This is a genomic window from Acidovorax soli (assembly GCF_014207955.1).
Classification (GTDB): Bacteria; Pseudomonadota; Gammaproteobacteria; order Burkholderiales; family Burkholderiaceae_C; genus Acidovorax; species Acidovorax soli_A.
The window spans coordinates 351650-364821 of sequence record NZ_JACHLK010000003.1 but is presented as its reverse complement, the minus strand read 5'-3'; the positions used below and the strand labels follow the sequence as shown (position 1 = coordinate 364821).

Annotated in this window: 10 protein-coding genes; 8 read left to right on the top strand and 2 right to left on the bottom strand. The window is 69.5% G+C overall.

Features of this window, described 5'->3' with window-relative positions:
• Positions 1-481 precede the first annotated feature (481 nt).
• From HNP48_RS10370 to HNP48_RS10345, 6 genes are all read left to right on the top strand, one after another.
• Positions 482-2920 carry a penicillin acylase family protein gene (locus tag HNP48_RS10370; RefSeq protein WP_184856834.1) on the top strand — a complete coding sequence of 813 codons (2439 nt, stop codon included), beginning with the start codon at positions 482-484 and terminating at the stop codon, positions 2918-2920.
• Positions 2921-3036: 116 nt separating this feature from the next.
• Positions 3037-4146 (top strand): BMP family ABC transporter substrate-binding protein, encoded by a 1110-nt coding sequence (locus HNP48_RS10365; protein WP_184856833.1) that lies wholly within the window; start codon positions 3037-3039, stop codon positions 4144-4146.
• 250 nt (positions 4147-4396) lie between these two features.
• Positions 4397-5704: a guanine deaminase gene (guaD, locus tag HNP48_RS10360; protein WP_184856832.1), complete on the top strand. Its 1308-nt coding sequence runs from the start codon at positions 4397-4399 to the stop codon at positions 5702-5704.
• A 16-nt stretch (positions 5705-5720) separates the two neighbouring features.
• Positions 5721-6026: a hypothetical protein gene (locus tag HNP48_RS10355; protein WP_184856831.1), complete on the top strand. Its 306-nt coding sequence runs from the start codon at positions 5721-5723 to the stop codon at positions 6024-6026.
• Between the two features lie 61 nt (positions 6027-6087).
• Positions 6088-6660, top strand: coding sequence for a dCTP deaminase (gene dcd, locus HNP48_RS10350; RefSeq protein ID WP_184856830.1), 573 nt, complete (start codon positions 6088-6090; stop codon positions 6658-6660).
• Between the two features lie 374 nt (positions 6661-7034).
• Positions 7035-7370, top strand: a complete 336-nt coding sequence (locus HNP48_RS10345; RefSeq protein WP_184856829.1) for a hypothetical protein — start codon at positions 7035-7037, stop codon at positions 7368-7370.
• On the opposite strand, the gene HNP48_RS10340 is transcribed toward HNP48_RS10345, so the two are convergent.
• A complete protein-coding gene (locus HNP48_RS10340; protein ID WP_184856828.1) occupies positions 7301-9019 on the bottom strand; it encodes a sensor domain-containing diguanylate cyclase in 1719 nt (572 codons plus the stop codon). The two genes, HNP48_RS10345 and HNP48_RS10340, sit on opposite strands and share 70 nt — an antisense overlap.
• 103 nt (positions 9020-9122) lie before the next feature.
• On the bottom strand, positions 9123-9797 hold the full coding sequence (gene pcp / locus HNP48_RS10335) for a pyroglutamyl-peptidase I (RefSeq protein ID WP_260420187.1): 675 nt from the start codon (positions 9795-9797) through the stop codon (positions 9123-9125).
• Between the two features lie 148 nt (positions 9798-9945).
• Between pcp and HNP48_RS10330 the strand changes: the two genes are divergently transcribed.
• On the top strand, positions 9946-10833 hold the full coding sequence (locus HNP48_RS10330; RefSeq protein ID WP_184856826.1) for a neutral zinc metallopeptidase: 888 nt from the start codon (positions 9946-9948) through the stop codon (positions 10831-10833).
• Positions 10833-13004, top strand: coding sequence for a SulP family inorganic anion transporter (locus HNP48_RS10325; RefSeq protein WP_184856825.1), 2172 nt, complete (start codon positions 10833-10835; stop codon positions 13002-13004). Before HNP48_RS10330 ends, HNP48_RS10325 begins: the two co-directional genes overlap by 1 nt.
• Positions 13005-13172 lie beyond the last annotated feature (168 nt).

The following is a 13172-nucleotide window of genomic DNA, read 5'->3' as shown; positions in this document are numbered from 1 at the left end:
GAACCTGTTTACGATCTCGCAGGGGATCGCGTTGAAGCGCAATCGGGATGAGTGGATGCTTCGGGTGCGCCGCATGGGCTCGTGCCCATGCAAGCAGCCGGGGCGTCTAATCGCCCGATTTCGCTCCAACCCGAAGGGCAGTAGCCTTGGCGGGCGGTCTGCGGCGTTGCGGCGCTTGTTGATAGCCGAGCTATCAACTGCGCACCGCGCCTTGCATACCACCCGCCAAGGCCGCTGCGCGACCCCTGGGAGATCGCAAACAGGTTCTAAGAGCGGCTAACAAAACTCTTCTGGCGTCGTTGCTGCGTCTTGTCGTACTCACCGTACTGCCTGCGACGCAGCGCCTAGCCAGAACCGCTTCGCTGAGTTTTGTCAGCCGCTCTGAGGCCCCTCCAATCCAGCCGCTGCGTTCAAGCCAGCGGCCGCCTGCCTGCCTAAGCTGCCTGTGCCCCGCCAAAGAGGGCACAAGGAGACAAGCGCAATGAAGAGGCATTTGAAACGCAGCGGCATCCGGCCGCTTTCCCTGCTGGCCGTGGCGGCCGTGCTCGCCGCCTGCGGCGGCAACGACGGTGGCAGCGGCTACAGCGCCGAGATCCGGCGCACCGAGATGGGCGTGCCGCACATCAAGGCATCGAACTGGTCCGGCGCGGGCTTCGGCTACGGCTATGCACAGGCCGAAGACAACCTGTGCACCATGGCCGATTCCTTCCTGACCTACCGGGGCGAGCGTTCGCAGTACCTGGGGGGTGAAGCCACGCTGCGCTACGACAGCACCATCGGCCAGCCGAGCAACCTCGATTCGGACTTCTTCCACCGCCATGTGCTCTCGTCCGACGTGGTGGACGCCATGGCCGCGGCCCAGCCCGAGAACATGCGCAAGCTGGTCGAGGGCTTTGCCGCAGGCTACAACCGCTATGTCAAGGAGGCCAAGGCCGGTACCCGTTCCCACGCGGCCTGCCGCGCCGAAGCCTGGGTGCTGCCCATCACCGCGCAGGACATCTGGCGCCGCATGGTCGCCGCCAACCTGGCGGGCGGCTACAGCAACTTCCTCCCCAACATCGCCAACGCCCAGCCGCCCGGGGCTGCCAGCCTGGCCGGTACGGCCCGGTCCGCGGCACGCCAGGTCGCCGCCTTCGATCCCGCGGACACCCGGGCGCCCCAACTGGCGGTAGGGGGTGTCGAAGGCGTGGGCAGCAACATGTACGGCTTCGGCTCGGCCGTCACGGGCGAGGGCAGCAGCGTGCTGTTCGGCAACCCGCACTGGTACTGGAGCGGGCCGGACCGTTTCTACCAGGCGCAGCTCACCATCCCGGGCGAGCTCAACGTGAGCGGTGTGTCCTTCCTGGGCATCCCTGTCGTGCTCATTGGCTTCAACGACAGCGTGGCCTGGAGCCATACCGTCTCCACGGCACGCCGCTTCGGCTTCTACGAGCTCGCGCTCACGCCGGGTGATCCGACCAGCTACGAGCGCGACGGCAAGAGCGTGAAGATGAGCGCGCGGCCCATCACCGTGCAGGTGCGCAACGCCTCGGGCGCCACCACGGCCGTCACGCGCACGCTCTACAAGTCCGAGTACGGACCGATGCTGAACATGGCCCTGCTCAACCCCGCCCTGGGCTGGAGCAGCACCAAGGCCTTCGCCATGCGCGATGTCAACGGCGAGAACTACCGCACCTTCCGCAACTGGATGCGCTGGAACCAGGCCGGCTCGCTCGACGAGTTCATGGCCATCCAGCGCGAGGAGGCCGCCATCCCCTGGGTCAACACCGTGGCCGTGGGCCGGGGCCATGCCAAGGCCTGGTACGCCGACATCGGCGCGGTGCCCAATGTCACGCCCGAGCAGGTGGCCAGTTGCACCACGGCCTTTGGCAAGGCCATGGCGGCGGCGATTCCCAATGCGCCTTTCTTCGACGGCTCGCGCAGCGCCTGCGACTGGAAGAGCGATGCCGACTCGGTGCAAAAGGGCGCCATCGGCCCAGCGCGCATGCCCAGCCTGCTGCGCGACGACTACGTGGGCAACATGAACGACAGCTACTGGTCCACCAATGCCAAGGCGCTGCTCACGGGCTACCCGGCCATCTTCGGCGCCGCCGGCACCGAGGCGCTGAGCCTGCGCACCCGCCTGGGCCACCAGATGGTGCAGGACCGCTTTGCGGGCACCGACGGCTACCCGGGCACCCAGGCCAGCAGCGCCATCGTGCGGCAGATGGTGCTCAACAGCCGGGTCTACAGCGCCGAGCGCTTCAAGGCCCAGGCGCTGGACATGGTCTGCAGCACGCCGCAGATCGCGGTCGCCGCGCAGGGCACGGTGGACGTCAGTGCGGCCTGTGCCGCGCTGCGCGCCTGGGACAACACCGGCAACGCCACGGCACGCGGCTCGCATGTCTGGGACGAGTTCTGGAACGCCAAGCAGGTGCCGGCCTCGCAGCTCTATGCCGTGCCCTTCGACCCGGCCGACCCGCTGAACACCCCGCGCGACCTCAAGCCCGGTGCGGCAGATGCGCTGCGCCAGGCCTTCGGTGCCGCCGTGGCCAGGGTGCAGGCCAGCGGCTATGCCATGGACGCGCAGCGCGGCGAGGTGCTGTTCTCCCAGCGCAATGGCAGCAAGATTCCGCTGTACGGCGGCTGCGGCGGCGTGGGCTACTTCACCATCACCTGCTCGGACAACCCCATCGGGCAGGGGGGCTACACCATGGAGGGCCAGTCCTACGGCAACAGCTACATGCAGGTGGTGAGCTTCCCGCCCGGTGGCGTGCAGGCCCATACCTTCCTGACGTTCTCGCTCTCGGACGACCCGGCCTCGCCGCACTTCGCCGACTACACCCGGGCCTACGGTGCCAAGCAGTGGCTGCGCGTGCCCTTCAGCGAAAGCGAGATCACCTCCAGCACGGGCTACCGCACTACCAGCGTGCGCGAGTAGCGCTCCCCCGGGCGCTGCCGCCTGCGCAGCGCCTTGCTACAATACCGCCCCTGCAAAGGCTGCTGTCCCGGCAGCCTTTTGCTTTTTCTGTCATCGGGACCATGTAGAGGAACACCATGTACAAAAACCTCGCCACCGCACTGCGTGCGGCCTGTGTGAGTGCGCTCGTCGGCGCCATTTCCGTCTCCCCCGCCTTTTCCCAGACCACCCCTGCCGCGCCCGTGAAGGCCGGTTTCGTCTATGTCTCGCCCATCACCGAGGCGGGCTGGACGAAGCAGCACGACGAAGGCCGCAAGGCCGTCGAGGCGGCACTGGGCAAGGACGTCAAGACCAGCTTCGTCGAGAACGTGGCAGAGGGCGCTGACGCCGAGCGCGTCATCCGCGACCTGGCGGCCACGGGGCACCAGATCATCTTCACGCCCAGCTTCGGCTACATGGAGCCCACGCTCAAGGTCGCGCAGGACTATCCGAACGTGAAGTTCGAGTCCATCACCGGCTACAAGACGGCCGCCAACGTGGCCGCAGCGAATGCGCGCTACTACGAGGGCCGCTACCTTGCCGGCATCGCCGCCGGCCGCATGAGCAAGACCGGCGTGGCCGGCTATGTCGCGGGCTTTCCCATCCCTGAGGTGCTGCAGGGCCTCAATGCCTTCACCCTGGGCATGCGCTCGGTCAACCCCAAGGCCAGCGTCAAGGTGGTCTGGCTCAACGTCTGGTTCGACCCGCCCAAGGAGCGCGACGCCGCCATGGTGCTGTTCAACCAGGACGTGGACGTGATCGCCTTCCATACCGGCTCCACCGCCGTGATGGCTGCCGCGCAGGAGCGCGGCAAGATGGCCGTGGCCTACCACTCCGACATGCGCGGTGTGGGCCCCGACGCGCAGATCGTCGCCGTCACCCACCAGTGGGGCAAGTACTACACCGAGCGCGTGCGCGCCGTGCAGGCCGGCACCTGGAAGAGCGCCACCGTCTGGGGCGGCGTGCGCGAGGGCATGATCCGCGTGGGCGACTTCGGCCCCAAGGTACCGCAGGCCGTGCAGCAGGAAGTGCTGGCCGCGCAGAAGGCCGTGGGCGCGGGCACGCTCCACCCCTTCCGTGCGGGCAAGACCGCCGTGCGCGACAACGAAGGCCGTGAGGTCATCGCGGCAGGGAAGGTGCTCAGCGACGAGCAGATCCTGAAAATGAACTGGCTCGCCGAAGGCGTGCAGGGCAAACTCAGCCACTAGAGATAGAGAACAACCCCCTGAGTCGCTTCGCGCCTTCCCCCTTCTCTCGAATTGCTGCGCAATTCGGGAAGGGGGACGCCTCCGGTGCGGCGGGGCGGCCCTTGCACGGAGGCCCTCGCCTCGGCCGCGCGCTTGCTACGGTTGTTGGCGTTGTGGCGCTTTGGTGAAACCAGCGCACTGACGAGTCTCGCATACCCACTATAGGCACAAGAATATGCAGCGGCTTGCCTGTGCCGCTAAGCTAGCCCCCATGCGTGTCTACCGTTCTGCCCTATTGCGTTTCGCCGACGATGGCTCGGCCCTGTACGACGAGGATGGCCTGCTGGCCATCGCCCCCGATGGCGCGGGCCGCCAGCGCGTGGTGGCCGCGGGTGCCTGGAACGCCCTGGCTGCGGAATACGGGCAGGGTGCGGTCGAGCACCTGCCGGGCCGCCTCATCGCGCCGGGCTTTGTGGACATGCACATCCACTTCCCGCAGACCGATGTGATTGGCGCGCCCGCCGCGGGCCTCCTGCCCTGGCTGGAGAACTACACCTTCCCCCACGAATCGCGCTTTGTCGACCCGGCCTACGGCGCCCAGGTGGCCGACTTCTTCGTGGACGAACTGCTGCGCAACGGCGTGACCACGGCGCTGACCTTCGCCACCTCGCACCCGGCGAGTGTGGACGCGCTGTTCACCGAGGCGCAGCGCCGCCAGCTGCGCCTGATCACCGGCAAGGTGCTGCAGGACCGCCATTCGCCCGATGGCGTGCGCGACCAGACCGAGCAGAGCCTGATCGACACCGAGGCGCTGATCCGCCGCTGGCATGGCGTGGACCGCCTGGGCTACGCCATCACGCCGCGCTTTGCGCCCACCAGCACGCACGAACAACTGAGCGGTGCGGGCGAGCTGGCCGCACGCCACCCCGACGTGTGGATCCAGTCGCATGTGGCCGAGAACCTGGATGAGGTGCGCTGGGCGCGCGAGCTGTTCCCCGCCTCGCGCAGCTACCTGGGCGTGTATGGCGACTATGGCCTGATGCGCGAGCGCGCGGTGTACGCCCACTGCATCCATTTCGATGACGACGACCGTGCGCTGATGCGCGACACCGGCACCGTGGCCGCGGTCAGCCCCACGAGCAACCTGTTCCTGGGCAGCGGCTTCTTCGACTATGCGGGTGCCGACCGCGTGGGCTTCGGCTATGGCCTGGCCAGCGACGTGGGCGGCGGCACCAGCTTCAGCCCGTTCCGCACCATGCTGGCCGCCTACTACGTGGGGCGCGAAGGCCAGACCAAGCAGGGCCTGAGCCTCTCGCCCCAGCAGCTGTGGTGGCAGCACACGGCGGGCGCCGCCAAGGCCCTGGGCCTGGCCGGCGTGGTCGGCAACCTGCAGCCCGGCTGCGAGGGCGACTTCGTCGTCATCCACCCCGCCGCCACGCCGCTGCTGGCGCGCAAGACGGCCCAGGCGCGCAACCTGGACGAACTGCTGTTCGCGCTGATCGTGCTGGGCGACGAGCGCCTGGTCGAGCGCACGGTGATCAGCCAGTCCTTGCCGGACTCGCAGGCTGCAGGTACCTGATCGGCAGCCTGGCACGATGCTGCACACCTTGGCCGGCACCGCTCCCCTGCTGGTGCTCGCAGTGGGCCTGCTGGCCGGCGGATCTGTCCGGGCCCAGCTGGCGGTCGACAACAGCACCGCTGCACAGCGGGCACAGGAAGCCTGCCGCACCGAGGTGTCCAAGTTCGAGGAGGCCATCGGCTTCATCCGCCGCTCGCAGGGCAACCAGGCGGCCGCGGACCTGAAGGAGAAGCTGCTGCCCGCCAGGCTGGAGAGCGAGATCCTGTTCAAGGAAGGCTACTGCGGTCTGGCGCGCCACATCCGCGAGAAAAAGCTGAGGTGAGCTGGCCAGCGCGCCGGGCCAGGAGGCGGTGTCCTGCCTAAAATATGGCAGGAGTTAACCAATGAGCATCAAAAGCGACAAATGGATCCGCCGCATGGCGGCCGACCACGGCATGATCGAACCCTTCGAGCCCGGCCAGGTGCGCGAGGCCGAAGGCCGCAAGATCATCAGCTACGGCACCAGCAGCTATGGCTACGACATCCGCTGTGCGCCGGAATTCAAGGTCTTCACCAACATCCACAGCACGGTGGTGGACCCCAAGCACTTCGACGAGAAAAGTTTCGTCGATTTCCACGGCGACAGCTGCATCATCCCGCCCAACAGCTTTGCGCTGGCGCGCACGGTCGAGTATTTCCGCATTCCGCGCAACGTGCTCACCATCTGCCTGGGCAAGAGCACCTATGCGCGCTGCGGCATCATCGTCAACGTCACGCCCTTCGAGCCCGAGTGGGAGGGCTATGTGACGCTGGAGTTCTCCAACACCACGCCGCTGCCCGCGCGCATCTACGCAGGCGAGGGCTGTGCGCAGGTGCTGTTCTTCGAAAGCGATCCCGACGACGTCTGCGAAGTCTCCTACAAGGACCGCGGCGGCAAGTACCAGGGCCAGGTGGGAGTGACCCTGCCCAAGGCTTGAAACGATACACCCCCTGAGTCGCTTCGCGCCTTCCCCCTCTCTCATATTGCTTCGCAATCTGGGAGGGGGACGCCCCCGGTGCGGCGGGGCGGCCCTTGCACGGGGGCACTGGCTTGGGCCGCGCCAGTTTCATGCGTTGCCGGTGGCGCACAGCGCATGAATAACTGACACGAATTTGCCTTTGACCGCCTAGCGTCGTTGGTTCGCCTTGCTCTACGATCCAATGCAAACCCTGTGCGCACGGGGAACCAAAGGCCTGTTGACGCTGTCCTACACAGGCAATGCACTTCGGCTGAAGTGCAAGTGTTGGTAAGTTTTCTAGCATGGATGCATGCCTGCGGATGCCCCGCGGGCCCCGTGTGAAGGAGTCCAACATGGTCCCCGTTGTTGAACCGTCCGCACCCCGCGCCACGGCGGGTGCCGACCTGTCCCCTGTGGCCGACGCCCATGCTGGCGAGGCCGAGATCCATTACTGGCCCTGCGAGGTGCTCGATGCCTTCATCCTGCACATGGCCAAGCGCGGCCACTGCGTGAACACGGCCATGATGCTCGGCGACCCCGCCTATGCACGGGAGCAACTGGCAGTCGCGCGCCGGCACCAGGACAGCGAGCTCGCCGGGCTGGCGGACCGGCTGGGCGACTACTTCAGCGCAGGCCCGGTCTCGGGCTCCACACACACCCTGTTGCGCCCCTGGCCCTTGGCCTCGTAGAGCGCCGCATCGCTGCGGCGCAGCATCTCGTGCACGCTGTCCTGCTGCGCACGCAGGCTGGAGATCCCGGCGCTCACCGTGATCCGCCCCACCAGCGGGTCCTCCTGCGCCGCCATGCTTTCCACGATGGATTGGGCGATGGCGCGTGCGCCTGCGAGGTCGGTGTCGGGCAGCACCACCGCAAACTCTTCGCCGCCCAGCCGGGCGATCACGTCGGACGCGCGCAGGCGCTGCTGCAGCGTCTGCGCCATGCGGCGCAGCACTTCGTCGCCCGCCTCGTGCCCGAAGCTGTCGTTCACGCGCTTGAAATGGTCCACGTCCACGGAGATCAGGCTCAGCGGCCGGCCGCTGCGGCGTGCCAGGGCCAGCGCAAACTCCATGCGGCTGTCGAAGCCCCGGCGGTTGAGCAGGCCGGTGAGGGCGTCCGTGCGGGCCTGCAGGTCCAGGGCGCGGTTGGCGGCCTCCAGCTCCAGGGTGCGCAGGCGCACCTTGTCCTCCATGGCCTCGTGGGCTGCGATGAGGCGCTCGGTCATGCTGCTCAGCGCCGAAGACAGCTGGTGCACGTCGCGGTTGTGGGTGACGAGCGGAATCGTGGCCCCCGGCTTCCCTGATTCCACGCGGCTCGCGGCATCGGCCAGGACGTAGAGGTCCTCGCTCAGGCGGCGGGCCGCGATCCAGGCCAGGGCGGCCGCCAGCACGGCGGCCAGCAGGCCGATCGCCAGGGCCAGGCGCACCGCGCGGTCGGCGTCCGCGAACGCGACCTCCACCCGCTCGCGCGCCACGATGTGCCAGCCCAGGTCGCTGGGGGCGTTGCGGGCCTCCATGCGCACGCTGGCGGTGAGGTAGTCCTTGCCATCGGCCCAGGCCACCACGGTGGCGGGCGGGGTGCCCGATTCCCGTGTGGCGACGGTCAGCGGCACGGGCAGGCGCTGGTTGCCGGCCTCGAGCTGGCTGCGGTACTCGGGTGGCGAGAAGATCAGCTTGCCCGTGCGGTCGAAGACGAACAGGTCCACAGAGGCGCCCTGGATGCCGATGGGGGCCAGGCTCTCCAGCACCTCGCGCGTCCATTCCCAGCTGCCGTGCATGCCCAGCACGCCCACGGTCGTCTGCCCGCTGCGGATGGGGGCGGCAAAGTCCACGAAGCGGTAGGGCTCGCCCGAGGCGTTGGGCGGCAGCAGCTTCTCCAGCAGCTTGGCCGGGTGCACGTCGCCCACGTGCAACTGGGCCAGCCCGGCAACGAACCAGGGGCGCTCGCGCACGCTCTCGCCTTCCAGCAGCCCCTTGGTCGCAGCCCGCACCACGCCCTGGGCGTCGGCCACGCCGATCCACAGGCTGTGCGGGTCGATGGCCTGGCTGCGCGCCAGCAGCTGGCGCACCTCGGCCGAGTCCAGGCCGCGCTCCCAGATGCCTGGCGCATCGGCCAGCACCTGGGTCACGCGGCTGCGCTCGAACAGGCCCTGGGCCAGTTGCCGGCTGGCGTTGTCGGCCACGGTGTGCAGGGCCTGGCTGGCGTCGCGCTGCACGCGCAGCTTGAGGAGCTCGCCAAAGCCGAGCGACATCGCCGCCGCCAGGGCGATCACCAGCACCGCGAACACCACGGAGATCTGGGTGCGCAGGCTCTGGCCGCGGAACCGGGTGGGGTGGGTCATGGTGGTGGGCAGTGTCCTGCCGGGAAATGTTCGCCCGCGCTGGTGGAGCCGTCAAGCCCGTGTTTGCGCCCCGCGTGCGCTGGCAGAGGCCGGGTGCCCGCCCTCAATGGGTTGCGCCTGCGCCCAGCGCGATGTCCTGGCGGGCCAGTACCGCTGCCCACAGCGCCTGGTGCAGGCCGCGCACCGCATCGCGCAGGGGAAGGCTGGGCGTGCCCTGGCCCGGCAGCCAGGGCACATGCACGAAACCGCCGCGCATGCCGGCCGCGCCCTCGGTGGCCAGCAGGTGCATGAGGCCGTAGAGCACGTGGTTGCAGACGAAGGTGCCGGCGGTCTGCGATACCTCGCAGGGCACGCCTGCGCGCAGCACGGCGCGCAGCATGGCTTTGATGGGCAGGCTGGCAAAGTAGGCCGCCGGGCCGTCCGGCACGATGGCCTGGTCGATGGGCTGGGCGCCGCGGTTGTCGGGGATGCGGGCATCGTCCACATTGATGCCGATGCGCTCGATCGACAGCGCGGCCCGGCCGCCGGCCTGGCCCAGGCACACGGTGAGGGCCGGGCGCAATTGCCGGTGCAGGGCGGCCAGGCGCTCCAGGGCCTGGCCGAACACGGTGGGCAGCTGCGCCGAGACCACGGTGTGCCCGCCGATGGCCTGGCCCTGCAGCGCCTGCGCCAGCAGCCAGCTGGGGTTGACGGCGTCGCCGCCAAAGGGGTCGAAGCCCGTGAGCAGGATGACGGGGTTGCTGGCGCCCGAGGGCAGGTGGTGGGGATGGGGCAGCATGGGGGCGCAGGGCGGTGGCGGCAGGGGGCGGAAACCCTGCATGGTAGCGCGCTGCTTTCCTACCTGCATCCGGCTCCCGGGAGGGCCGGGCGCGCGTAACATGTTGACCATTGCCCCCATTCGTTCAGGGGGCGCTGGAGAGATTGCGATGAAATGGGAAGGCAACCGGGAGTCCGACAACGTCGAGGACCGCCGTGACGAGGGGGGCGGAGGGGGCGGATCGCCCATTTTCGGGGGGCGCAGCATCGGCATCGGCACCATCGTCATCGCCCTGGTGGGCGGCTGGGTGCTGGGCATCAACCCGCTGACCATCCTGGGCCTGCTCAGCGGCGGTGGTCCGCCTGCGCAGGTGCAGCAGCAACACCCCGGGCCCGCCCACCGGCCGCCGGCCGACGACACCATGGCGCGTTTTGTTTCCACCGTGCTCGCCGACACCGAGGACGTGTGGCAGGCCGTGTTCCGCCAGGGCGGCGGCACCTACCAGGAGCCGCGCCTGGTGCTGTTCCGCGGCTCCACGCCCACGGCCTGCGGTGCGGGCCAGGCGGCCATGGGTCCGTTCTACTGCCCGGCCGACCGCAAGGTCTACATCGACCTGGGCTTCTACGAAACGCTCAAGAACCGCCTGGGCGCACCCGGTGATTTCGCGCAGGCCTACGTGATCGCGCACGAGGTTGGCCACCATGTGCAGAACCTGCTGGGCATCAGCGGCAAGGTGGACCAGATGCGCGGGCGCGTGAGCCAGACCGAGTACAACGCCCTGTCCGTGCGCCTGGAGCTGCAGGCCGACTGCTTTGCCGGCGTGTGGGCCCACCATGCCCAGAACGCGCGCCAGATCCTGGAGCAGGGCGATGTCGAGGAGGCCATGAACGCCGCCGCCAAGATCGGCGACGACGCCCTGCAGCGCGCTGGCGGCGGCCGGGTGGTGCCCGAGAGCTTCACCCACGGCAGCAGCGCCCAGCGCCAGCGCTGGTTCAACAACGGCCTGCAGAACGGCAGCGTCAAGGGCTGCGACACCTTTTCCGCACGCAGCCTGTGATGGGCCCTGAGCCGTCCTCCCCCACGGCTCGCCTGGAGACGGCCGGCGCCGGGCCCGCGGCGTCACCGCCTTCGGGGGCGGCGGCCGCCTGGTCCGCCGCGGCGGTCACGGTCCCGCATGCGGTGGGCCTGGGGCTGCTGGCCTTTGCGCCCCTGGCCGGTGGCTATTCGCTGGCAGCCCTGGCCCTGTGGTCGGCCGCCTTGCCCGGCCTGCTGCTGACCGTGTTGGCGCCGCGCCCGGGCGTCGTCTATGCGCCGACCACCGTGGTGGCCCTGCTCTTTGCCGCCGTGGTGGCCACGGCCCACGGCGCGGCGGGCTCGCTGGGCCTTTCGCCACGCCAGGTGCTGGCCGTGAGCGGCGCCACCGTGGCGCTGGCCTTCGGCTTCCAGTGGCTGCTGGGCGTGCTGCGGCTGGCCTCGGTGGCGCGCTTTCTGCCGATCTCGGTCACCCATGGCTTTGCGGCGGGCGTGGGCCTGTCGATGGTCGTGGGCCAGCTGCGCAATGGCCTGGGCGCCGGTGCCGGGTGGCAATGGGATGCGCGCACCGCCTGGCATGCCGTGGCTGCCCTGGCCGTGGTGGGCCTGGCGGTGCTGCTGCGCCGCCGTTGGCCGCGCATGCCGGGCCTGCTCAGCGCCGTGGTGCTGGTGGCGCTGGCCGTGGCCGTGGCGGGGCTGTGGGGCGTGGGCATGGGTGATGTGTTCGCACCGGCCGTCGTGCAGAGCGCCTTTGCCGGACCGCTGTGGCCCGACTGGACGGACATTCCCTGGCTGGAACTGGCGCACCGGCACGGCTCGGCCCTGGTGGTGCTGGCCCTGCTGATGGCCCTGGTCAACAGCCTGGAGATCCTGGTCTTCAACCAGGAACTGGAGCTCGACCACGGCCTGCGCGGCAACCCCAACCTGGCGCTGCGGCGCGAAAGTGTGCTGGGCGTGGTCTGCGGCCTGGCGGGCATGATCCCGGCGTCCACCAGTGCCTCGCGTTCGCGCATCGTGCTGGCGCAGGCCGGCGCCTCGGCCAGCGCGCCGCGCTGGCATGCCGGCATCATGCTGGCGGTGGCCCTCACGGGGGCCTGGTGGCTGCACTGGGTGCCCATGGCCTGTCTGGCGGGCGGGCTGGTGCTGGCCGGGCTGATGCAGGTGCCCGGCCTGCTGTGGTCGCCGGGCTATGCGCGCCGCTCCAGCGTGACCTGGGCGCAAAGCTGGCTGGTGGCGCTGGTGTTTGCCGTCATGGGCGGTGTGGGGGCCCTGGTGGCCGGGCTGGTGGTGGCCACCTTCGTGTTGCTGCGCGATTCGGCCTCCAAGGTGCTGCGCCATGTGCGGCTGGACGGGCAACTGCGCTCGCGCCGCCTGCGCCGGGCGGGTTCGGACACCTGGCTGGCCCCGCGCATGAACCAGGTCGCGGTGTTTGAGCTGCAGGGCGTGATGTCCTTCGGCGTGGCAGCGCACCTGGCCGAGCAGGTGCGGCTGATGCTGCAGCCGCGCCACCGCTGGGTCATTCTGGACGCGAGCCGCGTTCCGGCCTGGGACAGCACGGCCCTGGCGCAGCTGCGCGCCCTGGTGCGTGACCTGGCCCAGCAGGGCGTGGCCTGCGCCGTGGCCGCGCTCGACCGCGTGGCGGCCGAGCATGTGGGGCCTGGCGTGCGCAGCTTTGCCGACGGCGACCGGGCCCTGGAATGGGCCGAGGCCGCCATCCTGGCCGAGCGGCCCGAGAACGAACGGCCGGTCTACCCCGAGCAGGACAGGCTCGGTGAAATCGGCGAAGGCCTGGCCAGCGAGGCCCGGCTGGCACTGGAGGCGGTGGTCGAGGCACTGCCCATGGCGGCCCATGGCGTGGTGTTCAACGCCGGGGATACCGACCGCGACCTGCTCGTCGTGCAGTCGGGCCACATCACCCTGGTGACCCAGTGGCCCCCCGAGCGCGGCCTGCGCCTGGCCACCGTGGGGCCGGGCATGGCGTTCGGTGAGATGGCCTTCCTCAACGGGGCCGCGCGCACCGCCAGCGCCGGGGCCGAGCTGGGGCCGGTGCAGCTGGTGCGGCTGTCGCGGGCGCAGTTCGATGCCTGGGCCCGGCGCTACCCCGAGGCCGCGCTCACGGTGATGAACAACATCGCCCAGATCGGTGCGCGCCGCCTGGCCGTGACCACGCGCCAGCTGCGTGCCGTGCTGGAGTAGGGCCCGTCAACGGGCCCCTGGGCCCCGAAAATTGCCATCTGCAGCTTGATGGTTATTGGTTTCTTGCTATCAAAGTAAAAGCAATGAATCCAGCCTGCTGGCGGCATGGCTCGGTGGATTCACCCTTGCCTGCCACCCCCATGGTGTGTTTGGGCCGCCAGTGCGACA